We start from the raw sequence: 25,450 nt of genomic DNA, 5'->3' as shown, positions 1-25,450 counted from the left end.
GCGATCAGATGATCCGAGAGAAGCGCTCGCGCACGCGATCGGACTGGAGGTGGCGGTCGAACACCATCGCGATGGCGCGAATGAAGTACCAGCCCGTGGCGGTGACCTGGATTTCGCGCTCGTCAAGCTCCACCAGACCCATCTCCTGCATCTGGCGCAACTGCTGCAGCTCGGCCCCAAAGACCTCGGGCACTTTCACCAGGTGCGAGAGCTCGATGGACTCGAACTCCACCCGGCCCTGGCACATCAGCGCCATGATGACGGCGCGTCGCAGCAGGTCGTCGCGCGTCAGCGCCAGACCGCGCACCACCGGGAAACGGCCCTGGGCCAGCGCGTCCTGGTACTCCTCCAGCGTCTTGGCGTTCTGGCTGTAGGTGGCGCCGATGCGGCCGATCGACGACACCCCCAAGGCCACCAGATCGCAGTCGGGCTGCGTTGTGTAGCCCTGGAAGTTGCGGTGCAGGCGACCCTGCCTGCGCGCCACGGCCAGCGCATCGCCCGGCAGCGCGAAGTGGTCCATGCCGATGTAGACGTAGCCGCTGCCGATGAATCCGGAGATGGCGTCGCCCAGCATGCGCACGCGCAGTTCACCCCGCGGCAGCTCGGCGGCGTGGATGCGCCGCTGCGGCTTGAAGCGCTCCGGCAGGTGCGCATAGGCATACAGTGCGATGCGCGAAGGCCGCAGCTGCGCCACCTGGGCGATGGTGCGGCGGAAGGACTCCGGCGTCTGCCTGGGCAGGCCGTAGATGAGGTCGGCGTTGACGGACTGGAAGCCCAGCGCGCGGGCTTCGATGACGAGGTCCTGCACCATGTCGAAGGACTGAACGCGGTGCACCGCAAGCTGCACGTCGGGGTCGAAGTCCTGCACCCCGAAGCTGACCCGGTTGAAGCCCATGCGGAACAGGTTGCCCAAGCGCTCGCGCGACGCGGTGCGTGGGTCCACCTCGATGGACAGCTCCGCACCGGGCAGCACGCGGAACGAGCGCTTCAGCATGGCCATCAGCGAGCCGAGTTCGTCGTCCGACAAGAAGGTGGGCGAGCCACCCCCCAGGTGCAACTGCGACACCGGCTGGGTCGTGCCGAACTCGGCCACGTGCAGTTCGACCTCGCGCTCCAGCCAGTACAGATACTCGGCACCGCGGCTCTTGTGCTTGGTGATGATTTTGTTGCACGCGCAGTAGTAGCAGACCGACTCGCAGAACGGCAGGTGCACGTACAGCGACAGCGGGGGCGCACCGCCGACCCGGGCCCCGATGGCGCGCTGGTGCAGGGCCTGCCGGTATTGCTCCGGCCCGAAGGCCTCGACAAAGCGGTCGGCCGTGGGGTAGGAGGTGTAGCGGGGGCCTGGAACGTCGAGCCGCGCCAGCTGCTCGTCAGTCAGGCTGACCGCTTGGGTGGCCGGGATGCCTACCGGAGACGCGACGGTGCTCATGCGGGGCACTGTGCCCGAGGCGGCTTGTCGGTCGCTTGATCCACCTCAAGGGGCCATGCGCGCCGTACCTCTTCCGGTATCGCGTTGACATGCGCCATACTGCGGCAGGAGTCCCCCATCATGCAGTCCCCGCCTTCCGCTTCCCTTCGCCTCGAGCCGTTCAAGGTGGCGTGTTCGAGCTGCAACCTGCGCGAGCTGTGCCTGCCGGTCGGCATCTCCAATCAGCAGCTCGAGCGGCTTGACGACATTGTGGCGACGCGCCGTGCCGTGCCCCGGGGAGAGGCGCTGTTCCATGTGGGCGACGCCTTTGCGTCGCTCTACGCGGTGCGCACGGGTTTCTTCAAGACCTGCGTCTCGTCGGAAGACGGCCGCGACCAGGTGACGGGCTTCCAGATGGCCGGCGAGTTGCTGGGCCTCGACGGCATCGGCACCGACCGCCACACCTGCGATGCGGTGGCGCTCGAGGACTCCCAGGTCTGCGTGATCCCCTACCAGCAGCTCGAAGACCTCTCGCGCGAGCTCTCCGACCTGCAACGCCACTTCCACAAGATCATGAGCCGAGAGATCGTGCGCGACCATGGCGTCATGCTGCTGCTGGGCAGCATGCGTGCCGAAGAGCGTCTTGCAGCCTTCCTGCTCAACCTCACGCAGCGCCTGCGCACGCGGGGGTTCTCGTCGAGTTCCCTGATCCTGCGCATGACGCGCGAGGAGATCGGCAGCTACCTCGGCCTGAAGCTCGAGACGGTGAGCCGGGCCTTCAGCCGCTTCCAGGACGACGGCATCCTGTCGGTGAGGCAGCGGCAGATCGAGGTGCTCGACCCCGACGCGCTGCAGCGCCTCGTCAACGGCACCGCCTGCTGAGCGGGGGTGCGCTCAACGGGGCGGTCCGGCCGGATTGAGCTCGCTCGCGCCGCGCTCCAGCAACACCGTCAGCGCGCAGCCCACGCTCGTGCAGGCCCAGAACACGAGAAACGCGATCGAGTAGACCGCCGTGTCCGACAGCAGCAGCGCCGCACCCGACAGCATGTGCAGCGAGGCGGGGTCGACCAACGCAAAGACGACGATCTCCAGGACCGCCGCCACCAGGAAGGCGGGCCACAGGATGGCCGCGGCCTGTCGGGCGATGCGCTTCATGGCCGCTGCCGTGCCGGCGTCGCCCCTCAGGGCCGCGGCGTGGCCGCGTGGTTGCGCCCCTGCACGGCCGGCATTTCGGTGCTGCTGCGGGCCTCGGGCACCGAGACCAGCGGGTCGGGGTTGGCGATGGCGATCGCCAGCGTCGCGAAGCCGGCCACCACCACGGCGGCCGGGCCGGCGATCACCATCCACACGATGGGCAGGCGGTACCAGGGCGGGTTGTCTTGCGGGTTCATGGCGATCTCCATGGGGCAGCCGCCTCAGCGCGGCACGACGAAGGTGGACTTCTCGACGATGCGGTGCCCCGCGCCGCCATCCGGCGCCGCCAGGCTGACCTCGAAACGCAGGGCGTGGGCGCCGCCGCCGGCGTGCGCCGCCACCTCGGGCGGCACGCGCACCGCCAGCACCACCCAGCGGGCCTCGGCCGGACCCAGGACGATGGGCTCCTGCCGGTCCAGCCGCAGGCCCTCGAGGCCCTGAACGTCCACGCGGTAGGACTGCCGCTGCTCGGTGGCGTTCATCACCTGCACGCGGTACACGTTCTCGATCCAGCCCTCGTCGACGATGCGCGCCAGCGTGCCGCGGTCGCGCACGACGTCGACCTTGAACGGCGTGCGCAGCACCAGCGCCACCAGCACCGCCGTGCCGATCAGGCCCAGGATGGCCGTGTACACCAGCACGCGCGGGCGCAGCACGCGGCGCCACAGCGTGGCGCGCGGGCTGTGCTCGGCCATGCCGCGTTCGGTGTCGTAGCGTATGAGGCCGCGCGGGGTGTTCATCTTGTCCATCACGCCGTCGCAGATGTCGATGCACGCGGCGCAGCCGATGCACTCGTACTGCAGCCCGTTGCGGATGTCGATGCCCGTGGGGCAGACCTGCACGCACAGGCCGCAGTCGATGCAGTCGCCCAGCCCCTCGGCCCGGGAGCCGGCCTTCTTGCTGCGCTGGGCGTTGTGGCCGCGCGGGTCGCCCCGCGCCGCGTCGTAGGTGATGATGAGGGTGTCGGGGTCAAACATCGCGCTCTGAAAGCGCGCATAGGGGCACATGTACTTGCACACCTGCTCGCGCATGTACCCGGCGTTGCCGTAGGTGGCGAAGCCGTAGAACAGCGTCCAGAACCACTCCCAGGGGCCCAGGCCCAGTTGCATCACCTGCACGGCCAGCGTCTTGATCGGTGTGAAGTAGCCGACGAAGGTCAAGCCCGTCCACAGGCCGATGGCTAGCCAAACCGCCTGCTTGCCGCCCTTGCGCAGGAGCTTCTCCAGCCCCCAGGGTGCGGCGTCGAGCTTCATGCGCTGCGCACGGTCGCCCTCGAGCTTGCGCTCCACCCACATGAAGATTTCGGTGTAGACGGTCTGCGGGCAGGCGTAGCCGCACCACAGGCGCCCGGCCACGGTGGTGAACAGGAAGAGCGCGTAGGCCGAGATGATCAGCAGCCCGGTCAGGAAGATGAAGTCCTGCGGGTACAGCACGAGGCCGAAGATGTAGAAGCGCCGCGCGTCCAGGTCGAACAGCACGGCCTGGCGCGCGTTCCACTCCAGCCAGGGCAGGCCGTAGAACACGAGCTGCGTCGTCCACACCAGGGCCCAGCGCCAGCCCGCGAACCAGCCGCTGACGGCGCGGGCGTAGATCTTGTTCTGCTTCTGGTAGAGGCTGACGATCCGGACGGCGGCGTCTTCCGCCGCGACGGCAGGGCTGGGGCCTGAGGACATGCGCTGCGGCCGCGCGGCCTCAGTTCGTGGCGGCCACGCGTGTGCCCTTGGACAGGCTCAGCACATAACCGCCCAGCACGTGCACCTGCTCAGGCGTCAGCAGCCGGCCTTGCACGGGCATGGGGTTGTTGATGCCCTGCGTGATGGCGCGGACGATGGCCTGCTCACCCCAGCCGTGCAGCCAGATCTTGTCGGTCAGGTTGGGCGCTCCCAGGGCCATGTTGCCCTTGCCCTCGGGGCCGTGGCAGGCGGCGCAGGTGGCGAACTTGGGCTTGCCAAGCTGGGCCGCGATGCTGTTGTGGGCGCTGCCCGACAGGCTGAGCACGTAGTGGGCAAGGTTCTTCACGTCCTCGGCCGTGCCCACGGCGGCGGCCATGGCCGGCATCGCGCCCACGCGGCCTTCGACGATGGTCTTCTTGACATAGCCAAGGTCGTTGCCGCCCAGCCAGTCGTTGTCGGCGAGGTTCGGGAAGCCCTTGGCACCGCGCGCGTCCGAGCCGTGGCACATCGCGCAGTTGTTCAGGTACAGACGCTGGCCGATGCCCATGGCCTGCTCGTCGGCCACCAGCTGATCGGCGTTCATGGCCACGAACCTGGCATACACCGAGGCCATGGAATCGCGGGCCTTGGCCTGCTCGGCCTCGTACTGGCCGACGCTCGTCCACTTGAGCAGGCCGGGCGCGCTGCCCATGCCCGGATAGAAGGCCAGGTACACGGCCGCGAACACCACGGTGATGACGAACAGGCCCATCCACCAGCGCGGCAGCGGGTTGTTCATCTCCTTGAGGTCCTCGTCCCAGACGTGGCCGGTGGTGTTGTCGTCGCTCATCACGCGGCGCTTGGCCGCGATGGCCAGCAGGGCCAGGCAGGCCAGCAGCGACAAGGCGGTCACCACGGCCACAAACAGCGCCCAGCCGCTGTGCAGGAAATCACTCACGGCTTACTCCTTGATTCGGTTGTCGGGCCAGCCGGTGGCAGGCACGTCGACGTCGCCGCCGTCGGCTGCTTCGTCAGCAAAAGGCAGCAACGCGGCGGCGTCGTGGTCGGCGCGGCGGTGGCGGCTCCAGGTGTGGGCCACCAGCACCAGGAAAAGCGCCAGGCCGGCCACCGTGACCGCGATGCGCAGGGTGTTCACGTCCATCGATGTGCTCCTGCCTTCACTTGCGCGCGGTGCCCAGCACCTGCAGGTAGGCGATCAATGCGTCCATCTCGGACTTGCCCTTGACCTGCTCCGCCGCGGCGGCCAGCTCGCTGTCGGTGTAGGGCACGCCGAGCGTCTGCAAGGCCTTCATGCGCTGACCGATGCTCTTGTCGTCGACCACGCCCGTCACCAGCCAGGGGTAAGCCGGCATGTTGGACTCCGGCACCAGGTCGCGCGGGTTGATCAGGTGCACACGGTGCCAGTCGTCGCTGTACTTGCCGCCCACGCGGTGCAGGTCGGGGCCGGTGCGCTTGCTGCCCCACTGGAAGGGGTAGTCGTAGACGAACTCGCCCGCCACCGACAGCTGCCCGTAGCGCAGCGCCTCGGCGCGGAACGGCCGCACCATCTGCGAGTGGCAGTTGTAGCAGCCCTCGCGGATGTAGACATCGCGCCCGGCCAGCTGCAGCGGCGTGTAGGGCTTGAGCCCCTCGACCGGCTGCGTCGTGCTGCGCTGGAAGAACAGCGGCACGATCTCGACCAGCCCGCCGACGGCCACCGCCAGCAGGATCAGCACGATCATCAGGAAGTTGCTGGTCTCGATCTTCTCGTGACCGCTCGGGGTACTGTTCTGTGCCATGGTCTGGACTCCTCGGGTCGGTCAGGCGTGGGCGAGCACCGGGGCCGGGATGCGCGCATCCTCGGCATGCCCGCTGCGCACGGTCATCACCACGTTCCAGGCCATGATCAGCATGCCGCCCAGGTACAGCACGCCGCCGACCAGGCGCACCACGTAGTACGGGTAGGTGGCCTTGACGCTCTCGACGAAGGTGTAGACCAGCGTGCCGTCGGGGTTGACCGCGCGCCACATCAGGCCCTGCATCACGCCGGCGATCCACATCGCGGCGATGTAGAGCACGATGCCGATCGTGGCCACCCAGAAGTGCAGCTCGATGGCCTTGACGCTGAACATCGTCGTGCGGCCGAACATGCGCGGGATCAGGTAGTACAGCGAGCCCATGCTGATCAGGCCCACCCAGCCGAGCGCGCCGCTGTGCACGTGGCCCACCGTCCAGTCGGTGTAGTGGCTCAGCGCGTTGACGGTCTTGATGGACATCATCGGACCCTCGAAGGTGCTCATGCCGTAGAACGACAGCGAGACGATGAGGAACTTCAGGATGGGGTCGTCGCGCAGCTTGTGCCAGGCACCGCTGAGCGTCATGATGCCGTTGATCATGCCGCCCCAACTGGGGGCCAGCAGCACCAGGCTGAACACCATGCCGATGCTCTGCGCCCAGTCGGGCAGCGCGGTGTAGTGCAGGTGGTGCGGGCCCGCCCACATGTACGTGAAGATCAGCGCCCAGAAGTGCACGATGCTCAGCCGGTAGCTGTACACCGGGCGCTCGGCCTGCTTGGGGATGTAGTAGTACATCATCCCCAGGAAGCCCGCCGTGAGGAAGAAGCCCACCGCGTTGTGGCCGTACCACCACTGGATCATCGCGTCCTGCACGCCGGCATACGCGCTGTAGCTCTTCATGGCGCCCCAGGGGATGGCGGCACTGTTGACGATGTGCAGCAGCGCCACGGCGATGATGAAGGCGCCGAAGAACCAGTTCGCCACGTAGATGTGGCGGACCTTGCGCACGCCGATGGTGCCGAAGAACACGATCGCATAACTCACCCACACCACGGCGATCAGCAGGTCGATGGGCCACTCAAGCTCGGCGTACTCCTTGCCTTGCGTGTAGCCCAGCGGCAGGCTGATGGCCGCGGCCAGGATGACGAGCTGCCAGCCCACGAAGGTGAACATCGCCAGACCCGGCGCAAACAGCCGCGCCTGGCAGGTGCGCTGCACGACGTGGTAGCTGGTGGCAAACAGCGCACAGCCACCGAATGCAAAGATCACGGCGTTGGTGTGCAGCGGCCGCAGACGGCCGTAACTGAGCCAGGGAATGCCCAGGTTGAGCTCAGGCCAGGTCAGCTGGGCGGCGATGATCACGCCGACCAGCATGCCGACCACGCCCCACAACACGGCGGCCAGGGCGAACAGCCTGACCACGTTGTCGGCATAGACGGCCTGCCCGGATGCGGCAGCACGTGGGGTTGACATCGAACGGACTCCTCGGATGGGCTGCAACGCCTGCAGCCGCTCGGGGCATTCTTCCGTTCAGTCCTCGCGGCGGGCTTGACCGGCGTCAAGCGCCTCGGGATCGTCCGTCAGGATCCGTTCACCTTCGCGCTCGAGGTCCTCGAACTGGCCGCGGTTCAGCGCCCAGCCGAAGACCGCGATGATGCCCAGCACGATCAGTGCCGAAAGCGGGATGAGCAGGTACAGGCTTTCCATGGGACGGCGACGCCTTCAGCGCGCGGCGCGCTGGGCGTTGAGGATCACCACCAGCGAACTCACGGCCATGCCCAGGCCGGCGGCCCAGGGCGGCAGCCAGCCCACCAGTGCAAGCGGGATGCAGGTGGCGTTGTAGACCGCCGACAGCACGAGGTTCTGCCGCACGATGACCACGGCTCGGCGTGCGCGCTCGCGCGCGCGCACGAGGTCGATCAGGCGGCTGGACGTGACCACGGCGTCGGCCTGCGCGCGCGCCACCAGGGCGCCCTGGCCCATGGCCAGCGAGGCATCGGCGCGCGCCAGCACCGGGGCGTCGTTGATGCCGTCACCCACCATGACGACCGGTCCCTGGGTGGCCTGCAGCGCGCTCAGCATCGCCAGCTTGGCCTCGGGCGTGGCCTCGGCCTCGACACGCTCGATGCCCAGCCGCGCGGCCAGCGCCCGGGCACGCGCTGCGCGGTCGCCGCTGAGCAGCGTGACCGCCACGCCCGCCGCCTGGAGCTGCGCCACCGCCTCGGCCGCACCCTCGCGCAGCGTCTCGTCGAAGTCGAACGCCGCCAGGGCCTGGCCGTCGCAGGCCAGCACCACCGCGTCGTCACTGGCGAGGCCCGCCGCCCAGCGGGCGGAGCCCAGGCGCCAGACGCGACCCTGCCCGTCGCGGCCCTCGACCCCCGCGCCCGCTCGCTCGCGAAGGTCTGTGAGGCCACCGCCGGAAGTGGGTTGTCCGGTCTCGCCCAGCGCCGCCACCAGCGCGCGCGACAGCGGGTGCTGCGACCAGCCGGCCAGCGCCGCCGCATGCCGCCGCAACGTGGCCCCGTCCAACACCGTCACCGCCAGCGGCCGCATCGCAGCCAGCGTGGGCCGGTCCTCGGTGAGCGTACCGGTCTTGTCGAACACCACCTGGCGCGCCCGGGCCAGCACCTCGATGGCGTCCAGCCGCTGCAGCAGCACGCCCTCGCGCGCCATGCCCCGCGCCGCCGCCACCAGCGTGGCCGGCGCCGCCAGCGACAGGGCGCACGGGCAGGTCACGATCAGCACCGACACCGCCACCCAGATGGCGCGCGACGGATCGATCAGGCTCCACGTCGCGGCGCCGCCGGCCGCCAGCAGCAGCACCGTCCACAAGAAGGGTGGCGCCCAGCGGTCGGCCAGACGCGCGGCCGCCGGCCGCTGCGCCAGCGCGCTCTTCATCATCGAGACGATGCCTTCCAGCCGCGTGTCACCGCCAATGCGCTCCACGCGCACCAGCACCGGCGCGCCGACGTTCAGGCTGCCGGCCACCACGGGGCTGCCCGCCACCTTGGCCACGGGCGTGGACTCGCCGGTGAGCAGCGACTCGTCGGCCTCGGTCCGGCCCTCCTGCAGCACGCCGTCGGCCGGGAAGGCCTGCCCCAGCGGCACACGCACCAGGTCACCAACATGCAGCCGCAGCGTGCTGACCGGCGTGACGCCACCATCGGCACCGACGCGCCAGGCCGTCTCGGGCAGGCGCGCCATGGCCCGCTCGAGCTGTTCGGCCGCACGGCCGCGGGCCTGGAGCTCCAGCCAGCGCGCGCCGAGCAGGAAGCCGACGAACATCGTGAGCGAATCGAAGTAGACCTCGTGCCCGAAAGGACCGGCAGGGTCGACAGTGGCCCCGGTGCTGGCGACGAAGGTGATGAGCAGACCCAGGGCCACCGGCACATCCATGCCGATGGCGCGCGGGTCGAACAGCCGGCCCCGTCCGGCCACCCCGTTGCGCAACGAGCGCCAGGCACCCGCGAAGAACGGCGTGGCCGAGAAGGCCATCACCGGCAACGTCAGCACCCAACTGCCCCAATTGAGCAGACGCTGCATCTCGGCGCTCAGCTCACCGGGCGCCGCCACGTAGCTGGGCCAGGCGAACATCATCACCTGCATGGCGCAGAAGCCCGCCACGAACAGGCGCCACAGGGCCTGGCGGGCCTCGCGGCGGCGCAGCTCGCGCGCCGGCGCGGCGGCGTCGGGCACGGCGTCGTAGCCGGCGCGGCGCACGGCGGCGATCAGCGCTGAAGGCCGCGTGCGCTGCGGGTCCCAGGTGACGCTGGCGCGTTCGCTGGCGGCGCTGACCTGCGCCGCCGAGACGCCGTCCACCCGCGCCAGCGCGTTCTCGATCAGGCCGGCGCAGGCGGCGCAGTGCATGCCGGCCAGCTGCAGCGAGCTCTCGGCAAGCCGTTCTCCCGCCGGGCCGCTGACCCATCGCGTGAAGCGACCGAACTCCAGGGGATCGTCGACGACGCCGCTGCCGTGCAAAGCGTCGGGGGAAGTTGGAACGGAGACGGCCACACCATAATCTATCGGCCTGCCCCACCCTGCCCCATGACCTTGATCAAGCGACTGCACATGCTGCCCCCCCTGCTGGCCACACTGGCCCTGCTGGCGGCGGCCCCGGCCGCTGCCCAGACCGGCCCGCAGCCCAAGCTGCCGACCACGCCGCTGACCATCGGTCTGCACGTGGTGCAGGCAGAGTTGGCCGTCACGCCCCAGCAGCAGGCCACCGGCATGATGTTCCGCACGACGATGGGCCCCCACGAGGGCATGCTGTTCGTCAACGACGAGCCCGGCGTGCGCTGTTTCTGGATGCGCAACACGCTGCTGCCGCTGAGCATCGCGTTCATCGATGACGACGGCACGGTCGTCAACATCGCCGACATGCAGCCGCGGTCCGAGCAGTCGCACTGCTCAGCACGGCCGGTGCGCTTTGCGCTCGAGATGAACCAAGGCTGGTTCACCAAGCGCGGCATCAAGCCGGGCGCGCGCATCAAAGGCGCTCCTTTCCGGCAATAGCAACGGGCGCCGGGCCGCGTCCTGGACGAGCAGGACCCTCATCGCGGCGCCGCCCGGCCCGGCTTCAGCCGAAGTTCTTCTGCGCGAACTCCCAGTTCACGAGCTTGTCGAGGAAGGTTTCGACGAACTTGGGGCGCATGTTGCGGTAGTCGATGTAGTAGGCGTGTTCCCACACGTCGACCGTCAGCAGCGCGGTGTCGCCGGTGGTCAGCGGGGTGCCGGCGGCGCCCATGTTGACGATGTCGACGCTGCCGTCGGCCTTCTTGACGAGCCAGGTCCAGCCGCTGCCGAAGTTGCCGACGGCGCTCTTGACGAAGGCCTCACGGAACGCGGCATAGCTGCCCCACTTGGCACTGATGGCCGCGGCCAGCGCGCCAGCGGGCTCGCCACCGCCGGCCGGCTTCATGCAGTGCCAGAAGAAGGTGTGGTTCCAGATCTGCGCGGCGTTGTTGTAGACGCCGCCGGCGCTCTTCTTGACGATGTCTTCGAGCGCCATGCTCTCGAACTCGGTGCCCTTTTGCAGGTTGTTCAGGTTCACCACGTAGGCGTTGTGGTGCTTGCCGTGGTGGAACTCCAGCGTCTCCCGGCTGTAGTGCGGGGCCAGGGCGTCGATGGCATAGGGCAGCGGCGGCAGGGTGTGTTCCATGGCGGGGTGTGGCTTCCTCAAGGGTGGCAGGACTCGAACGGGGCGCGATTGTAGGCAGCGCGCCCTTCAGCGGGGCGGCGGCAGGGCTTCGATGCGCAGCAGCTCGGCCTCGGCCATGCCGTCGGCCCAGGTGGCGCGCACAGCCTGGCCGGCGCGCAGCCCGGCCACCGACACCACCGGGCGGCCGTCGAGCGTCTGCACCCAGGCGTAGCCGCGTTTGAGCACGCGTGCCGGGTCCTGGGCCTGCAGGCGCGCGGCGGTGGCGGCCAGGCGCAGCGGCTCGGTGGCCAGCCGTTCGCGCAGCGCACGCACGGCCTGGTCGCCGCGACGGCGCAGCGCCTCGCGGTGCTGCTGGAGCGTGAGCAGCGGCGCGCGGTTCAGCCGCAGCGCGCGCGCTTGCAGCGAGTGCCGCTGCGCGGCCAGCGCCCGGGCGGGCGTGCCCAGGCGCACGGCCAGCGTGTCCAGACGCTGGCCCTGCTGCTGCAAGTGCCGATCTCTGGCGCGGAGGGCTCGCTCGGCGCGGCCCTCGAGCTGCGTCTGCAGCCCGGCCAGTGCCGGCGCGGCCAGCTCGGCGGCGGCCGTCGGCGTGGGCGCCCGCAGGTCGGCCACCAGGTCGGCCAGGGTCACGTCGGACTCATGGCCCACGCCACACACCACCGGCAGCGGACTGGCCGCGATGGCGCGCACCAAACGCTCGTCGTTGAAGGCCCACAGGTCCTCAAGCGAGCCGCCGCCACGCACCAGCAGCAGCACGTCGACCTCTGCGCGGACTGCGGCGGCGGCCAGCGCACTCACCAGGGCCGCCGGTGCATCGGCGCCCTGCACCGGCGCGGGGTAGATGACCACGCGCACCTGCGGTGCCCGCCGCTGCAGCGCCGCCAGCACGTCGCGCAGCGCCGCGGCGGCCAGCGAGGTGATCACACCCAGCACCCGTGGATGCGCCGGCAGCGGGCGCTTGCGCGCCTCGTCGAAAAGCCCTTCCGCGGCCAGCCGCGCACGGCGGCGCAGGAACTCCTCGAACAGCGCGCCCTCGCCCACCCGGCGCATGGACTCCACCACCATCTGCAGTTCGCCGCGGGCCTCGTAAACGCCCAGACGGCCGCGCAGCTCGACCTGCTGCCCGTCGGCCGGCGCAAAGTCCAGCAGCGTGGCGGCGCGGCGGAACATCGCACAGCGCAACAGCGCCGGGGCGCCATCGGCGTCTTTCAGCGAGAAGTAAACGTGCCCGCTGGCGGCCCGCGCCAGGCCCGAGAGCTCGCCGCGCACGGCCACGGCCCCGAAGCGCGCGGCCAGCGCATCCGCGGTGGCCAGCAGGAGCGCGGCCACGCCCCAGGGTGCGCGCAGTGGGGTCTCAGCCATGCGGGGCAACCCTGATGTCCACAGCGCGAGGCCCCCAGGGGGAGTGGCCGGCATGCCCCACCAGCAGCTTGCCGTGCATTTGTAAGTGCTTGATGTGCATGGATTTTCGGGTGCTCAAACATGCGGCAACGGGATCGCGGCCTCGCTGCGACAGCCACTTGCAGCGGGCACCCCGACCTTGCCCACTGCTTTATCCACAGAAGGCGTGGACAGCCGGCGGACCCGGCTCGCCGCGCCGAAGTCTGCGGAGGCATCGGCCATAATCCGCCGACCTGCCCTGCCCAGCCCCTGCGCCCGACCGCGCGAGAGACGAGAGACCCTTGCTGTCCATCATACAAGCCGCTGGTTGGCCGATCTGGCCCCTGATCCTGTGCTCGGTCGTCGCGCTCGCGCTCATCATCGAGCGCTCCTACAGCCTGCGGACGTCGCAAGTGGCGCCACCCAAGCTGCTGGACGAAGTGCTGGGCTTCACCCGGGCCGGCCTGCCGTCGGCCGAGGTCGTCGGCAAGCTCGCCGAGAACTCTGTGCTGGGGCGCGTGCTCGCTGCGGGCTTGCGCAGCGTGATCGCCGATCCGCGCATCACCGAGACCGCACTTCGGCAACAACTCGAAAACGCCGGCCGGGCAGCCGTCGGCGGCCTGGAGCGCTATCTGAACGCGTTGGGCACCATCGCGTCGGCAGCGCCTCTGCTGGGCCTGCTGGGCACTGTCATCGGCATGATCGAGATCTTCGGCTCCCAGGCGCCCACCGCCGGCGCCGCGGGCAACCCGCAGCAGTTGGCGCACGGCATCTCGATCGCGCTGTACAACACCGCCTTCGGGCTGATCATCGCGATCCCCGCGCTGATGGTGTACCGTTACTTCCGCCGCCGCGTCGAAGAGTACGAACTGGCGATGGAACTTGCCGCCGAGCGCCTGGTACCGCACCTGATGCGCTTCACCGTCCAGGCCGGCTGATGCCCCGCTTGCAGCGCCCCGCCTCCGCATGAAGTTCGGCCGCCGTCGCCCAGAGGAACCGGAGATCAACCTGATCCCGTTCATCGACGTGCTGCTGGTGGTGCTGATCTTTCTGATGCTGTCGACCACCTACTCGCGCTTCACGGAGTTGCAGATCAATCTGCCGTCGGCGGACGCCGAGCCCCTGAGCGACCGGCCCGAGGAGATCGTCGTGGCCGTGGCCGTGGACGGCCGCTACACCGTCAACAGGCTTCCCGTGGATGGCCGCAGCATCGAGGCGCTCACCGCCGCGCTGGCCGGCGCTGCGCAAGGGCGGCCCGAAACGGTCGTCATCGTCTCGGCCGATGCCTTGGCGGCCCACCAGTCGGTGGTCAATGTGCTCGACGCCGCACGCCGCGCCGGACTGTCGCGGCTCACGTTCGCGGCGCAGACCGCGGGCACCACGTCGCGCTGACGCGCGCTGCAGCGTGCGGCGCGCGCTCGAGGGCTGTTTCCGCCGCATCTGGTGGGCGCCGCGGCCCGGCCTGGCTGCCCGTGTGCTGACGCCGCTGGCAGCGCTGTACGGGGTGCTGCAACGCCGCGACGCACGCCGGGCTGCAGGTCCGGCAGCGCTGCCGGTGCCGGTGCTCGTGGTTGGCAACCTGGTGGTGGGCGGTGCCGGCAAGACACCGACCGTCATCGCCGTCGTGGCGGCGCTGGTCCGGCGCGGCCACCGGCCGGGCGTCGTCTCGCGCGGGCATGGGCGTGCGGGTTCGGCGCCCCGCGCCGTGTCGTGGGGAAGCGACCCTGGCGATGTGGGCGACGAGCCGCTGCTGCTGGCGCGCCGTTGCAGCGTGCCGGTTTTTGTGGGCCGCGACCGAGTGGCCGCAGCGCGAGCCCTGCGGCAGGCGCACCCGGATGTCGACGTGATCGTGGCCGACGACGGCCTTCAGCACCACGCCCTGCCCCGCCAAGCTGAGCTGGTGGTGTTCGACGAGCGCGGCATCGGCAACGGGCGCCTGCTGCCCGCCGGGCCGCTGCGCGAGCCGATGCCCGCCCGGTGGCCTGGGAGCCGGCACGTGCTCTACACGGCAGGCGCGCCCAGCACCACGCTGGACGGGGCTTGTGCCCGGCGGCGGCTCGGCCTGGCCTGGCCGCTGGCGGCCTGGCACGCGGGCGATGCCGCCGCAGCCGTGCCGCTGTCCACGCTGCAGGGACGGCCGCTCCTGGCCGCCGCCGGGCTGGCGGCACCCGAAAAGTTCTTCACCATGCTGCGCGAGGCCGGCCTGCACTTCGAGGCACTGCCCCTGCCCGACCACCACGACTACGCCACCCGACCCTGGCCGAGCCTGGGGCCGGACGTGCTCGTGACGGAGAAGGACGCCGTCAAGCTCGACCCGGCCCGCGTCGGCGCGAGGCCGGTGTGGGTGCTGCCGCTAGACTTGGACGTGCCCGAAAAGCTGATCGATGCGCTGCATGCCGATCTCTTCGGCCCCCGCCCTGCGAACGACTGGATGCCATGAGCCTGGACCATCGCCTGATCGAATTGCTGGTCTGCCCCGTCTGCAAAGGGCCGCTGCAACTGCGCCGCGATCCGGAGCTGCGCCCGCTCGACCTGGCCTGCCCGGCCGACCGGCTGGCCTACCCCATCCGCGACGGCATCCCGGTGATGCTGGAGAGCGAGGCCACGCCGCTGGACAGCCCGGCCGCCGAGGCCCCGGTGGCGGGCGACCCGGCTGCCTCATGACGACGGAGACGCCCTACACCGTGCTGATCCCGGCACGGCTGGCCAGCACGCGGCTGCCGCGCAAGCCCTTGGCCGACATCGCCGGCCGGCCGATGGTGGTGCGCGTGGCCCAGCGTGTGGCGGGCTTGGCCGGTGCACGCGCCGTGGTGGTGGCCTGCGACGATGCCGAGATCGCCAGCGCGTGCGCCGCCCACGGCGTGCAGGCGCTGCTCACGCGGGTCGACCACCCCAGCGGCAGTGACCGCCTCGCCGAGGCCTGCGCGCATCTGGGCCTGAACGGCAACGACATCGTCGTCAACGTGCAGGGCGACGAACCGCTGATCGACCCGGCGCTGGTGCTGGCTGTGGCCCGGCTGCTGCCGCAACGCGATGATTGCGTGATGGCCACCGCCGCGCATCCACTGGCCGACGATGCCGAGTTCACCAATCCCCATGTCGTGAAGGTCGTGCTCGACGCCGCCGCGCGCGCGCTGTACTTCAGCCGCGCCCCGCTGCCCTGGTGGCGCGACGGCGGCGGCGCACCGCCACGCCACCCGCGGCCTCTGCGCCACCTGGGGCTGTACGCCTATCGCGCCGGCTTCTTGCGGGCCTTCCCGGCCCTGCCGCCCGCACCGGTCGAGCAGGCTGAGGCGCTCGAGCAGCTGCGCGTGCTCTGGCACGGCCACCGCATCGCCGTGCACGTGGCCGAGCACGGGCCCGGGCCTGGCGTGGACACCCCGGCCGATCTCGAGCGCGTGCGGGCCCATTTCAGCGCGGGATAGCCCCGAGTGGTCGCGTCAGGTCGCGCGTCAGCGGGGTGCGAGGGGCTGCGTGCTATTCTCGATTCGAGGAGACCGGCGCACGACAACATCGAACGAGGAACGCGATGAGATTGATCCTCCTGGGCGCTCCGGGCGCCGGCAAAGGCACACAAGCCACCTTCATCTGCCGGCATTTCGGCATTCCCCAGATCAGCACCGGCGACATGCTGCGGGCCGCCGTCAAGGCCGGCACGCCGCTGGGCCTGGCGGCCAAGCAGGTGATGGACAGCGGCGGCCTCGTCAGCGACGACATCATCATCGGCCTGGTCAAGGAGCGCATCGCGCAGGCCGACTGCGCCAACGGCTTCCTGTTCGACGGTTTCCCGCGCACCATCCCGCAGGCCGATGCCATGAAGGCCGCCGGGGTGAAGCTGGATCACGTCGTGGAGATCGACGTCCCAGACGCCGCGATCATCGAACGCATGAGCGGCCGTCGTGCCCACCTGCCATCGGGCCGCACCTACCACGTGAAGTTCAACCCGCCCAAGGCCGAGGGCCTGGACGACGTGACCGGCGAACCGTTGATCCAGCGCGACGACGACCAGGAAGAGACCGTGCGCAAGCGGCTGCAGGTCTACCAGAGCCAGACGCGGCCGCTGGTCGGCTACTACGCCGGCTGGGCCGCCTCCGGTGAAGCCGGCGCGCCGCGCTACACCCGCATCGGCGGCACGGGCAGCGTCGACGAGATCACGGCCCGCGTGATGGCGGCCCTGGGCACCTGACTCATCCACCTCCCACTCCTTCAACACCATGGACATCAAGGGCAAGGTCTTCATCGTCACTGGCGCCGCCTCGGGCCTGGGCGAGGGCACGGCGCGGCTGCTGGCAGCCAGCGGCGGCAAGGTCGTCGTGGCCGACATGAACGCCGAAAAGGGCGAGAAGGTCGCTGCAGAGGTCGGCGGCGTGTTCGTCAAGTGCGACGTCAGCGCCGAAGCCGACGGCCAGGCCGCCGTGGCCGCGGCGCTGAAGCTGGGCAAGCTGATGGGGCTGGTCAACTGTGCCGGCATCGCCACCGCGAGCAAGACGGTGGGCAAGGACGGCGCGCACGCGCTGGCCCTGTTTGCCAAGATCATCAGCGTCAACCTGATCGGCAGCTTCAACATGATCCGCCTCGCCGCCGAGGCGATGGCGAAAAACGAGCCCGAGCCCACCGGCGAGCGCGGCGTGCTCATCAGCACGGCCAGCGTGGCCGCCTACGACGGGCAGATCGGCCAGGCCGCCTACAGCGCCAGCAAGGGCGGCGTGGTGGGCATGACGCTGCCCATCGCCCGCGACCTGGCGCGCAACGGCATCCGCAACATGACCATCGCGCCCGGCATCTTCGGCACGCCCATGCTCTTTGGCATGCCGCAGGAGGTGCAGGATGCGCTCGCCGCCAGCGTGCCCTTCCCCAGCCGCCTGGGAACGCCAGCCGACTACGCCAAGTTGGTGAAGCACATCGTCGAGAACGACATGCTCAATGGCGAGGTGATACGGCTGGATGGGGCGATACGGTTGGCGCCGAAGTGAGCCGCTCCATCAGCTTCGGCGCGCCCGTGCCGAGCCGCGGCATGCAACCAAGCCGAATTGACACACCACCCGCTCAGGCGTCGTAGCCGGTAGGCCTCTCGGCACCCGAGAACTCGTTCAAGAAGCGGTTCAGTGCCGTGATCATCTCGCGCTCTTCAAGCGAGAGCAGCGGGTTCCAGGTGTCGAAGATCAGGATGGCTCTGAGATGTGCGCTGTCGTTGATGGCTTCGTGCTCGATCGTGTCGTCAAAAACCCAGGCATGACCTTCCCGCCACTGCCTGATGTCATTGCCGACCCGGTAGTGGCAGCCTGAGGGCACGATGAGCGGCAAGTGCACGATGACGCGCGCATTGCTCGCACCGACATGCGGCGGGATGCGTGTCTTCGGCTTCAGCATCGAGAACATCGCCACGGGCGTGCGCCCTTCTTGAAGGGGCTGGGGCGTGGCCTGCACGGCCGCGATCGTGACGGGGCAGCGCTCGGCGGCTGAATCGACGACCACGCCGTTCTGGATCAAGTGGTAAGCACTCCAGTCCGGGTTGTGGTTGAGTTGAGACCACTGCGCGATCGGCTGATCGGCTGCGTACTGGATGTAGGGTTGGATGTCGGGACGGTCGGACTGCAGAACGGCGAGGAACTCCGCGCGGATCTGATCGGTCTGTGCCTCGACGGCCTCCAGCCACGGGAAGTAGGATCGGTCGAAGAACGGGATGGCTGGCAGCCCCGGCATGAAGTAGCGCATGGGCGCTGATTCGTAGCGACGCTTTCGGCCGAGCAACAGGTCGACGGACTCTCTGAATCGTTGGCTGGTTCGCGAGTCCTGACCCGCAAGGACGCGGTCCAGTCTGTCGTCCAGGTGCCGCGCCATGCTGTGCTGGTGGTCTTCGCAGAAGCGAATGCCGTGCGCCACCGCTGCACGCAAGTCGGGCGACAGGCGCTGAGGATCGGGAACAATGGCCGCTGCGGCGCCGTAGGCCCTTGCTGCCTCACCTGGACGTGCTGTGCGCTCAAACAGCATGCCGCGAAGCACCAGGGCCAGCACGTCATAGGGGTCGACGCTGAGTGCCCTGAACAGCGCTTGTTCTTCGGCGTCGGCGTTCTCGGCCTGCCGATGGACCAGCGCGAGATTGATCCAGGTCTGCGCCTGCATGGGTGCCAGATCGGCGGCACGCTGGAAGTGGTGCTGGGCTTCTGCAAGCCGACCTTGGCGCAGAAAGATCTCGCCAAGCTGACCATGTGCGTCGGCGTTGTCAGGGCGTTGTTCGAGCACGCGGAGCCAGGCCCTGGCCGCGCCTTCGAGATCACCACGCTGAGCAAGCAGGCGCGCATCTCGTTCAAGAGCCTGAGTTGGCGATTCCATGTTCGGGCGGACCGCAGAGGCTTGTGTGATCAGAAAGAAAAAGACGGGCCCGAAGGCCCGTCATGACTTGCAAGCTGGCTGATCGGCAGTCGATCAGAACTTGTACGTCGTGGTCAAGAACACCTTACGTCCGAGCGCGTCATAGACTGTCGGGAAGGTGTTGCCGTTGCCCTGGCCGGTGGGCAGCTGCGACGTCAGCGGCGGGTCCTTGTCGAGCACGTTATTGACGCCGGCGGTCAGGTTCCATCCCTTGATGATGTTCCACGACAAGGCCAGGTCGATGTAATTGCGCGCGTTGAGCACCCGGTCAGGAGCGTTCACGTTGATCAGCGCGCCACCGTCCTTCGTGCCGTTCAAGGCCGGCTGTCCACTGAGCGCCTGGTGCGACACCGCCGAGAAGTAGCGCCAGGTGGCGGCCAGCTCGACGTCCCAAGGGGTCGCCCAGCTCAGGCGCATCTTGTGGCGACGCTTCGGGTTCGGAGAGCCGCACAGGTTCGGGCCGTAGTAGCCCACGCAGTCGTAGGTGCCGTCACCCTTGATTTCCTCGACTTCGTACCTGTCGAGGAAAGTGGCACTTGCAGTTACGCCGATGCTGCCCACGGCACCGATCCGCTGGTTGTAGCTGAGCGCGAGGTCCAGCCCTGACGTGCGCAGCGTACCCAGGTTGGAGTTGCGGCCTTCGATTCGCCCTGCTGGCAACAGCCAGAGCGTGCCGGCTTGGTCGCGGGTAACCAGGTTACAGAAGGTCGGATTGCCGGTCGACAGACACTTGTTCAGGGTCGTCCCCGGATCAACCGAATCGATCGTGTCGTCGACCTTGATGTCGAAATAGTCGATGCTGACGGTGAGGTCGCGCATCGGCTGCAACACCAGGCCAAAGGTGACGCTGTCAGCCGTTTCCGGCTTCAGGTTGACGTTACCGCCTTGCAGAAACTGGAACTGGCTGGTCGGGTTGTCAGGGATGTTGCCGTATTGGGCAGCGGTCACGCCCGTGCGGGCGCACTCGGCTGCCGTTCGGGTCGGCGTCTTGCCTTCGCAAGGATCGCCCGGATCGGTCAGGTCGAACAGGGCATTACCCGAAGCCGTGTACAGCTCGATCAGGTTGGGAGCCCGCACGGCGCGTTGATAGCCGCCGCGCACCCGCACCTGGCGGATCGGGGCGTATTGGAAGCCCACACCGTAGGTGTTGGCGTCGAAACCCGACTTGTAGGAAGAAGTACGCGCGCTCAGCGTGGCTTCGAGCAAATCGGCGCCAGGCTTGCCTTCGATGAACGGCAGCCGAACTTCGGCAAAGGTCTCGACCACTGACTGTTCACCAGAAAGCGGCTGAGTCGGGCCACCAGAACCGGAGAGCGAGCCTTCGGTGGTGTTCTGGTCGGTTTGAAGGGTCATGGACTCGGCGCGCCGCTCAAAACCAACCGACACGCCGATGCCGTTCTTGGCCATCGGCGACTTGATGCCGAAATCGGCGAGGTCAGCCGAAACCGACAGCCCGGCCACCTTCAAGGTGGTACCGCCTTTGCGGAATCCAGGGGTCTGCAGATAGGCCAACTGCGCAGCATTGACGCCGCCGCGCTGCCAGACGTTGTACGGGACACAGCCCGCAGCCCGTGCGCCGGCATCGGCACACTGGACGCCGCCGGACCCGTCTGGCACCACGGTGAGCGCCTGCTCGATGCGGCTGTCGAGGAAGTAGTTGGCTTCGCTCTGCGCGTAAATCACCTTCGACTCGATGGCGTAGGCGTCGTAGCTGAACGCACCCACGTCGCCCTTGACACCCAGCAGCGTCCGGAACGACGTGTTGCGGAACTCCGACTGCCGGCCTCCGCCTTCGACGTTACGGCGCTGCACCACCACGTCCCGGGTAGACGTGGCACTACCCGGAGTCAGGCCAAGGGCCGTAAGCCAACTTGCGTTCAGCAGCGGGTTATCGCCTCGAACGGTGACGACGTTGCCAAACACCCCGCCCGGGGCAATCTGCGCGACGGTCTGGTCGTCGTGGAAGCTGAACTCGCTGTAGACCCGTGCGTTGGGATGCACCTGGTAATTGGCAAAGGCGTTGAAGCCGTAACGCTCAGACGGCCGCTGGAAATAGTTGAGCGGGCCGAAGTTGTACTGATCGGTCGCGTTGGCAAACGGCCGGGCATTGCCGTCTGAGCCTACGGTAAAGACATTGCCGTTATCCAGATTGGTGATCCGGCCGGTGGCATTCGTGCCCGAGCCACCGCACGCAAAGTTGACGGCACCCGTGCCGAAGGTACAGGCGCTGAAGTCGCGCTCCGACTGCAGCAGCGCGTCATCCTTCTTGTAGTTGATGAAGACAGTGGCGTTGCCCTTGCCGCCGTCAAAGTTACCGCCGAGCAGCAGGCTGAAGTTCGTCGACTTGCCGTCGGCACTCTTGTCGCCCGGGACCTTGAATTCACTGGGATTCGATAAGGCACGCGTCCGCAACACGTCCTGAACGCCCAGGGTGCCACCGTTGGCACTCGGGTTCTGCTGACCGTGGTTGAAGAAGCTGTGGCTGAGCTCGGCCTGTACCCCTTCGAAACGGTCGTTCATGATGAAGTTCACCACGCCGGCCACCGCATCTGAACCATAGACAGCGGATGCGCCGCCAGTGAGCAGTTCCACCCGGCGAACCAGCGCCGCTGGGATCTGGTTCAAGTCGGCCGCTGTCGTGTTGGCGCTGCCCATGGGCAGCCGGCGACCGTTCACAAGAACCAGCGTGCGACCTTCGCCGAGGCCGCGTAGGTTCACCGACGCCGTGCCAGTGGAACCGTTTGAAACCGTGCCCGCCTGGGCAGCAAACACCTGCGGCAGGTTGTTGAGGAAGTTCTCGACGTTGCGAACGCCGTCCTGCTTGATCTCCTTGGCGTCGATGACCGTGATGGGGCTGGCGGACTCGACGTTGAGCGACTTGATGCGCGAGCCGGTGATCTCGACGCGCTCGCCGGTGGCCTGTTGTGCCAACACGTGGCCCGAAAGCAGCCCGCTGCCCACAGCCGCCAGAACGGCGGTGCAGACCCTGGTTCTCTTGAACATTTGCATTCTCCTGAGCCTATACAAGATGAAGTTGCCACCCGCTGCGCAAGCAAGAGATGTGCCACGCAACGACTGAAGACCGGCGACGGAGCGGCGACGCCGTGCGGAACCCTGATTGTTTCGTGGCATGCCCTCGCGCGCTGCGGGGCCAACCCTCGATCCTCAAGTGCCTGACGCGCCTACGCAACAGTGAGGAGCCCTCGCCCGGCGTCCGGCACGAACCAGGCACGGTTCAGGGGCCCCGGATCAGATGCCCCAGCCGGCCTGGCGCCCTCGGATCTCGTCGACGCCTTGAAACACCGCGTTCACGGCATCCCGTTCCTCAGGAGTCAGTTCCGGGCGCCAGACCTCAAAGATCAGGACGACGCGGATGCTGTCGCTGCGGTTCCAGGCCTCGTGCTCGATCGTGTCGTCGAACAACACGACCTTGCCGGGCTCCCATTGATGAACCTCGTTGCCGACGCGCAGCCCGCAGTGGGGCGGCACGATGACTGGAAGGTGGCCAATCAGGCGCGTGTTGACGAAGCCATGGTGAGGCTTGATGTGGGTGCCGGGCTGCAGCAGTGAGAAGAGCACGTTCGGTGAACGTCCAGGCGTCCGCACCAGCGGCACACGCTCCAGTGCCTCGACTGTCCGCGGGCAGCTGGCGGCCACGTCTTCGACAAGAACGCCGTCCTTCCAGACAAAGATTGCGCCCCAGTCGGTACTGCCCACCAAAGGATCGCGACGGAGCTGTGGCCGTCGTGGGTCGTGCTGCAGATACGGCACCACTGGGGCCTTCGTGCGCGCCAGCAAACCGAGGAGCTCCGTGCGGATGGAGTCTGTCGCGAGTTCGAACTCCTCGACCCACTCGAACGAACTGACGTCGAAAAACTGCACCACCGGCAGCTCTGGAAACTGATACAGCCGGGGTGCCGACGGATACAGCCGACGAGCGCCACAAAGCAAGTCGACAGACTGTGCGAATCTGGCGCTGACAGGCCCGCGCGCCAACACCGTGAGTGTGTCGATGCGGTGGCGCATGCGTTCGGCCAAGGCTTCATTGAAATCCCTGGTGAACTGCTGCGCCCGCGCGATGAGACGTTCGAACTCGACAGGAAGCTCGCCGTCGATGTGTTCCGAAGCCTTCAGCACCGCCTGGAAGAAGTCCACAGCACGGTCGCTCCCTTGTTGAGCCAGCATCTCGGCCTTCAAAGAGAGCGCCTGCAAGTTGGAGGGCGCGAGCGCCAGCACACGATCGGCCGATGCAAGGGCCGCTGCCGAGTCGCCCAGCGCCTGGCAGGCATAGGCCAGCGCCAAGTGATGTGTGGGATCCTCCGGCGCGTCCACGAGGACGCTTTCGAAGTGAGCTCGCGCCTCTGCGGCCCGCCCGGCGCGAAGCGCATTGACACCTTGGCGAAGTCGAGCTGCTCCGGCAGCGTCAGAAGCTTGCGGCATGGTAGGAGCCTAACAGCATGTCCATTCATCGGGCCCCGGTAGGCAAGGACCGTGTGGCTGGCGTCTCGCGGCCCGCATCTCTCTGGGTGGCCTGTCGGCAATGCCCCGCAGGAGACGCTCCCGGCTTTAGGCGCCCTTCAACCCGACCCAACAGCGTTAGGCTCGAGTCAACCTAGGCACGGCTGCCAGCAGCTGCCTCGTGTAGTGCTCACCTGGTGCAAGCAGAACGGCACTTGAAGCACCCTGCTCCACCACCGCGCCACCCCGCATCACCACCACCTCATCCGCCATCACCTCCACTACCCCAATGTTGTGGGTGATGAAGAGGTAGCTCACCCCCAGCTCGCGCTGCAGCTCGCGCAGCAGGTTCAGGATTTGCGCCTGCACCGAGACATCCAGCGCCGAGGTGGGCTCGTCGCAGACGATGAGGCGGGGCTCCACGGCCAGGGCGCGGGCGATGGCGATGCGCTGGCGTTGACCACCGGAGAACTCGTGCGGATAGCGGTCCAGCGCGTCGCGGCGCAGGCCGACCTGCTCGACGAGGCGCTCCAGGCGCTGGCGACGTTCCGCCTGGCCCAGTTCGGGGCGCAGTGCGGCCAGACCTTCGTCAAGGATCTCGCGCACGCCCATGCGCGGATCGAGCGACGCGAAGGGGTCCTGAAAGACGATCTGCACCTCGCGTCGCGCGGCGCGCAGCGCCTCGCCCTGCAGCGTGAACAGGTCTCGAGGGGCGCCGCCGCCGGCCGGGTGCAGCAGCGCTTGGCCCTCGGTGCGGGCCACGCCGCGCAGCAACTGCACCAGGGCCTTGCCGGTGGTGGTTTTGCCGCAGCCGCTCTCACCCACCAGGGCCAGCGTGCGGCCGGCGCGCAACTCGAACGACACGCCCGAGACCGCTTGGAACTCACGCGCCCCGCGCGAGCGCCAGGTGCGCTGCAAGGGAAAGCACACGGAGAGATCCCGCACCTGCAGAAGCGGGGGCGCAGCAGCCGGGCCGGGCGGGGTGGCGGTCGGCGCGCCGGCCAACGCGGCGGCCACGCCCGCTGCTGCTGTGGGCGTCGACGCCGTGTCCTGCGGCAGCCAGCAGCGCAGCGCATGCCCCTCCACCACGGGCTCGAGCCGCGGCGCCCGCTCGCCACAATCCGGCAGAGCCAGGCCGCAGCGCGGCGCAAAGCGGCAGCCCGCGAAGCGCTGTGTCAGCGGCGGCACGGTGCCGGCGATGGCCGCCAGCGGCTGCCCGCGCGCTTGGGCCGAGGGCAGCGCGCGCAGCAGCGCCTGCGAGTAGGGGTGGCGCGGCGCCGCGAAGAACTCGCGCGCAGGGGCCACCTCCACGATCTGCCCGGCGTACATCAACGCCACGCGGTGCGCCATGCCGCTGACCACCGCCAGGTCGTGCGTGATCAGCAGCAGCCCCATGCCGCGCTCGGCCTGCAGGCTCTTGAGCAGATCGAGGATCTGCGCCTGGATCGTCACGTCCAGCGCCGTCGTGGGCTCGTCGGCCACCAGAAAGTCGGGCTCGGCCGCCAGGGCCAGCGCGATCATCACGCGCTGCTTCTGGCCGCCGCTCATGCGGAAGGGGTAGTCGTCGAAACGGCGCTCGGGCTCGGGGATGCCCACGCGGGCGAGCCACTCCAGGGCACGTGCGCGCGCCGCCTCGCCGCGCAGCGGCGTGTGCGCCTCGATGGCCTCCAGCACCTGACGGCCCACCGTCATCACCGGGTTCAGGCTGGTGCCCGGCTCCTGGAAGATCATGCCGATGCGCCCGCCACGCACGCGGCGCATGCCGGCCTCGGGCAGGGCCAGCAGGTCGATGTCCGCGGCGCCGGCCGCGCCGCGCAGATGCACATCACCACCGGTGACGAGGCCGTTGTCGGGCAGCAGCCGCATCAGGGCCAGCGCCGTCATGCTCTTGCCGCAGCCGCTCTCGCCGACCAGCGCGAAGGTCTCGCCGCGGGCGATGCAGAGCGTGAGCGCGTCGAGCGCCCGAACGACACCGCCGTCAAGGCCGGCCTCGACCTCGAGTTCCACGGTGAGCTCGCGGGCGTCGAGCATG

25 protein-coding genes are annotated in these 25,450 nt (G+C 68.7%); 9 read left to right on the top strand and 16 right to left on the bottom strand.

Translation table 11 applies throughout. The annotated features are described in order from the left end of the window. Positions 1-4 precede the first annotated feature (4 nt). Positions 5-1,432 (bottom strand): oxygen-independent coproporphyrinogen III oxidase, encoded by a 1,428-nt coding sequence (hemN, locus tag KA711_17435; protein ID MCM0610750.1) that lies wholly within the window; start codon positions 1,430-1,432, stop codon positions 5-7. 120 nt (positions 1,433-1,552) lie between these two features. Here hemN and fnr point away from each other — a divergent pair, with 120 nt between their 5' ends. Continuing rightward, positions 1,553-2,293, top strand: coding sequence for a fumarate/nitrate reduction transcriptional regulator Fnr (fnr, locus tag KA711_17430; protein MCM0610749.1), 741 nt, complete (start codon positions 1,553-1,555; stop codon positions 2,291-2,293). 12 nt (positions 2,294-2,305) lie between these two features. On the opposite strand, the gene KA711_17425 is transcribed toward fnr, so the two are convergent. The 9 genes from KA711_17425 to cadA are packed head-to-tail and all read right to left on the bottom strand — an operon-like array spanning position 2,306 to position 10,001. Continuing rightward, entirely contained in the window at positions 2,306-2,566 is a 261-nt protein-coding gene (locus KA711_17425; protein MCM0610748.1) for a hypothetical protein, read from the bottom strand. A 26-nt stretch (positions 2,567-2,592) separates the two neighbouring features. Beyond that, complete coding sequence (locus tag KA711_17420; protein ID MCM0610747.1) at positions 2,593-2,814, bottom strand: nitrogen fixation protein FixH; 222 nt, start codon at positions 2,812-2,814, stop codon at positions 2,593-2,595. Between the two features lie 12 nt (positions 2,815-2,826). Then, the gene (gene ccoG / locus KA711_17415) at positions 2,827-4,278 is read right to left on the bottom strand and encodes a cytochrome c oxidase accessory protein CcoG (protein MCM0610746.1); all 1,452 of its coding nucleotides are present in this window, start codon (positions 4,276-4,278) and stop codon (positions 2,827-2,829) included. Positions 4,279-4,297: 19 nt separating this feature from the next. Continuing rightward, the gene (gene ccoP, locus KA711_17410) at positions 4,298-5,215 is read right to left on the bottom strand and encodes a cytochrome-c oxidase, cbb3-type subunit III (GenBank protein MCM0610745.1); all 918 of its coding nucleotides are present in this window, start codon (positions 5,213-5,215) and stop codon (positions 4,298-4,300) included. A 3-nt stretch (positions 5,216-5,218) separates the two neighbouring features. Then, positions 5,219-5,419, bottom strand: a complete 201-nt coding sequence (locus tag KA711_17405; GenBank protein MCM0610744.1) for a cbb3-type cytochrome c oxidase subunit 3 — start codon at positions 5,417-5,419, stop codon at positions 5,219-5,221. Between the two features lie 16 nt (positions 5,420-5,435). Further along, positions 5,436-6,056: a cytochrome-c oxidase, cbb3-type subunit II gene (ccoO, locus tag KA711_17400; GenBank protein MCM0610743.1), complete on the bottom strand. Its 621-nt coding sequence runs from the start codon at positions 6,054-6,056 to the stop codon at positions 5,436-5,438. A gap of 21 nt (positions 6,057-6,077) precedes the next feature. Then, positions 6,078-7,526: a cytochrome-c oxidase, cbb3-type subunit I gene (gene ccoN, locus KA711_17395; protein ID MCM0610742.1), complete on the bottom strand. Its 1,449-nt coding sequence runs from the start codon at positions 7,524-7,526 to the stop codon at positions 6,078-6,080. 57 nt (positions 7,527-7,583) lie between these two features. Then, positions 7,584-7,760, bottom strand: coding sequence for a cbb3-type cytochrome oxidase assembly protein CcoS (ccoS, locus tag KA711_17390; GenBank protein ID MCM0610741.1), 177 nt, complete (start codon positions 7,758-7,760; stop codon positions 7,584-7,586). A gap of 15 nt (positions 7,761-7,775) precedes the next feature. Further along, the gene (cadA, locus tag KA711_17385; GenBank protein MCM0610740.1) at positions 7,776-10,001 is read right to left on the bottom strand and encodes a cadmium-translocating P-type ATPase; all 2,226 of its coding nucleotides are present in this window, start codon (positions 9,999-10,001) and stop codon (positions 7,776-7,778) included. Positions 10,002-10,097: 96 nt separating this feature from the next. On the opposite strand from cadA, the gene KA711_17380 reads away from it, so the two are divergent. Beyond that, positions 10,098-10,565 (top strand): DUF192 domain-containing protein, encoded by a 468-nt coding sequence (locus tag KA711_17380; GenBank protein ID MCM0610739.1) that lies wholly within the window; start codon positions 10,098-10,100, stop codon positions 10,563-10,565. Between the two features lie 64 nt (positions 10,566-10,629). On the opposite strand, the gene KA711_17375 is transcribed toward KA711_17380, so the two are convergent. After that, positions 10,630-11,211: a superoxide dismutase [Fe] gene (locus tag KA711_17375; GenBank protein ID MCM0610738.1), complete on the bottom strand. Its 582-nt coding sequence runs from the start codon at positions 11,209-11,211 to the stop codon at positions 10,630-10,632. A gap of 66 nt (positions 11,212-11,277) precedes the next feature. Continuing rightward, positions 11,278-12,570 carry an exodeoxyribonuclease VII large subunit gene (xseA, locus tag KA711_17370; GenBank protein MCM0610737.1) on the bottom strand — a complete coding sequence of 431 codons (1,293 nt, stop codon included), beginning with the start codon at positions 12,568-12,570 and terminating at the stop codon, positions 11,278-11,280. A gap of 320 nt (positions 12,571-12,890) precedes the next feature. On the opposite strand from xseA, the gene KA711_17365 reads away from it, so the two are divergent. The 7 genes from KA711_17365 to KA711_17335 all read left to right on the top strand — a co-directional run bounded on the left by KA711_17365 (position 12,891) and on the right by KA711_17335 (position 17,561). Further along, the gene (locus tag KA711_17365) at positions 12,891-13,526 is read left to right on the top strand and encodes a MotA/TolQ/ExbB proton channel family protein (GenBank protein ID MCM0610736.1); all 636 of its coding nucleotides are present in this window, start codon (positions 12,891-12,893) and stop codon (positions 13,524-13,526) included. Between the two features lie 28 nt (positions 13,527-13,554). Continuing rightward, positions 13,555-13,980 carry a biopolymer transporter ExbD gene (locus tag KA711_17360; protein ID MCM0610735.1) on the top strand — a complete coding sequence of 142 codons (426 nt, stop codon included), beginning with the start codon at positions 13,555-13,557 and terminating at the stop codon, positions 13,978-13,980. Further along, complete coding sequence (locus tag KA711_17355) at positions 13,901-15,028, top strand: tetraacyldisaccharide 4'-kinase (protein MCM0610734.1); 1,128 nt, start codon at positions 13,901-13,903, stop codon at positions 15,026-15,028. The genes KA711_17360 and KA711_17355 overlap by 80 nt, the downstream gene beginning before the upstream one ends. A gap of 2 nt (positions 15,029-15,030) precedes the next feature. Next, positions 15,031-15,252 carry a Trm112 family protein gene (locus KA711_17350; GenBank protein ID MCM0610733.1) on the top strand — a complete coding sequence of 74 codons (222 nt, stop codon included), beginning with the start codon at positions 15,031-15,033 and terminating at the stop codon, positions 15,250-15,252. Further along, entirely contained in the window at positions 15,249-16,013 is a 765-nt protein-coding gene (kdsB, locus tag KA711_17345) for a 3-deoxy-manno-octulosonate cytidylyltransferase (GenBank protein MCM0610732.1), read from the top strand. The genes KA711_17350 and kdsB overlap by 4 nt, the downstream gene beginning before the upstream one ends. 104 nt (positions 16,014-16,117) lie before the next feature. Continuing rightward, complete coding sequence (adk, locus tag KA711_17340; protein MCM0610731.1) at positions 16,118-16,774, top strand: adenylate kinase; 657 nt, start codon at positions 16,118-16,120, stop codon at positions 16,772-16,774. A gap of 28 nt (positions 16,775-16,802) precedes the next feature. Continuing rightward, positions 16,803-17,561: a 3-hydroxyacyl-CoA dehydrogenase gene (locus KA711_17335; protein ID MCM0610730.1), complete on the top strand. Its 759-nt coding sequence runs from the start codon at positions 16,803-16,805 to the stop codon at positions 17,559-17,561. A 73-nt stretch (positions 17,562-17,634) separates the two neighbouring features. On the opposite strand, the gene KA711_17330 is transcribed toward KA711_17335, so the two are convergent. The 4 genes from KA711_17330 to KA711_17315 form a co-directional block, all read right to left on the bottom strand. Then, positions 17,635-18,921 carry an aspartyl/asparaginyl beta-hydroxylase domain-containing protein gene (locus tag KA711_17330; protein ID MCM0610729.1) on the bottom strand — a complete coding sequence of 429 codons (1,287 nt, stop codon included), beginning with the start codon at positions 18,919-18,921 and terminating at the stop codon, positions 17,635-17,637. A gap of 93 nt (positions 18,922-19,014) precedes the next feature. Continuing rightward, on the bottom strand, positions 19,015-21,963 hold the full coding sequence (locus KA711_17325; protein ID MCM0610728.1) for a TonB-dependent receptor: 2,949 nt from the start codon (positions 21,961-21,963) through the stop codon (positions 19,015-19,017). Between the two features lie 246 nt (positions 21,964-22,209). Continuing rightward, positions 22,210-23,292: an aspartyl/asparaginyl beta-hydroxylase domain-containing protein gene (locus KA711_17320; protein ID MCM0610727.1), complete on the bottom strand. Its 1,083-nt coding sequence runs from the start codon at positions 23,290-23,292 to the stop codon at positions 22,210-22,212. Between the two features lie 264 nt (positions 23,293-23,556). Beyond that, positions 23,557-25,449 (bottom strand): dipeptide ABC transporter ATP-binding protein, encoded by a 1,893-nt coding sequence (locus KA711_17315; GenBank protein MCM0610726.1) that lies wholly within the window; start codon positions 25,447-25,449, stop codon positions 23,557-23,559. Between the last annotated feature and the right edge of the window lies 1 nt (position 25,450).

The organism is Ideonella sp. WA131b (assembly GCA_023657425.1).
Taxonomy (GTDB): Bacteria; Pseudomonadota; Gammaproteobacteria; order Burkholderiales; family Burkholderiaceae_C; genus Rubrivivax.
This window is presented reverse-complemented; position numbering and strand designations above follow the sequence as displayed.

What these genes read in the sequence shown, in the direction of transcription:
- hemN (MCM0610750.1), bottom strand. Translation starts at nt 1,432, where the DNA reads ATGAGCACCGTCGCGTCTCCGGTAGGCATCCCGGCCACCCAAGCGGTC.
- fnr (MCM0610749.1), top strand. Translation starts at nt 1,553, where the DNA reads ATGCAGTCCCCGCCTTCCGCTTCCCTTCGCCTCGAGCCGTTCAAGGTG.
- KA711_17425 (MCM0610748.1), bottom strand. Translation starts at nt 2,566, where the DNA reads ATGAAGCGCATCGCCCGACAGGCCGCGGCCATCCTGTGGCCCGCCTTC.
- KA711_17420 (MCM0610747.1), bottom strand. Translation starts at nt 2,814, where the DNA reads ATGGAGATCGCCATGAACCCGCAAGACAACCCGCCCTGGTACCGCCTG.
- ccoG (MCM0610746.1), bottom strand. Translation starts at nt 4,278, where the DNA reads ATGTCCTCAGGCCCCAGCCCTGCCGTCGCGGCGGAAGACGCCGCCGTC.
- KA711_17405 (MCM0610744.1), bottom strand. Translation starts at nt 5,419, where the DNA reads ATGGACGTGAACACCCTGCGCATCGCGGTCACGGTGGCCGGCCTGGCG.
- ccoO (MCM0610743.1), bottom strand. Translation starts at nt 6,056, where the DNA reads ATGGCACAGAACAGTACCCCGAGCGGTCACGAGAAGATCGAGACCAGC.
- ccoN (MCM0610742.1), bottom strand. Translation starts at nt 7,526, where the DNA reads ATGTCAACCCCACGTGCTGCCGCATCCGGGCAGGCCGTCTATGCCGAC.
- ccoS (MCM0610741.1), bottom strand. Translation starts at nt 7,760, where the DNA reads ATGGAAAGCCTGTACCTGCTCATCCCGCTTTCGGCACTGATCGTGCTG.
- KA711_17380 (MCM0610739.1), top strand. Translation starts at nt 10,098, where the DNA reads ATGACCTTGATCAAGCGACTGCACATGCTGCCCCCCCTGCTGGCCACA.
- KA711_17375 (MCM0610738.1), bottom strand. Translation starts at nt 11,211, where the DNA reads ATGGAACACACCCTGCCGCCGCTGCCCTATGCCATCGACGCCCTGGCC.
- xseA (MCM0610737.1), bottom strand. Translation starts at nt 12,570, where the DNA reads ATGGCTGAGACCCCACTGCGCGCACCCTGGGGCGTGGCCGCGCTCCTG.
- KA711_17360 (MCM0610735.1), top strand. Translation starts at nt 13,555, where the DNA reads ATGAAGTTCGGCCGCCGTCGCCCAGAGGAACCGGAGATCAACCTGATC.
- KA711_17355 (MCM0610734.1), top strand. Translation starts at nt 13,901, where the DNA reads ATGTGCTCGACGCCGCACGCCGCGCCGGACTGTCGCGGCTCACGTTCG.
- kdsB (MCM0610732.1), top strand. Translation starts at nt 15,249, where the DNA reads ATGACGACGGAGACGCCCTACACCGTGCTGATCCCGGCACGGCTGGCC.
- adk (MCM0610731.1), top strand. Translation starts at nt 16,118, where the DNA reads ATGAGATTGATCCTCCTGGGCGCTCCGGGCGCCGGCAAAGGCACACAA.
- KA711_17335 (MCM0610730.1), top strand. Translation starts at nt 16,803, where the DNA reads ATGGACATCAAGGGCAAGGTCTTCATCGTCACTGGCGCCGCCTCGGGC.
- KA711_17330 (MCM0610729.1), bottom strand. Translation starts at nt 18,921, where the DNA reads ATGGAATCGCCAACTCAGGCTCTTGAACGAGATGCGCGCCTGCTTGCT.
- KA711_17325 (MCM0610728.1), bottom strand. Translation starts at nt 21,963, where the DNA reads ATGTTCAAGAGAACCAGGGTCTGCACCGCCGTTCTGGCGGCTGTGGGC.
- KA711_17315 (MCM0610726.1), bottom strand. Translation starts at nt 25,449, where the DNA reads ATGCTCGACGCCCGCGAGCTCACCGTGGAACTCGAGGTCGAGGCCGGC.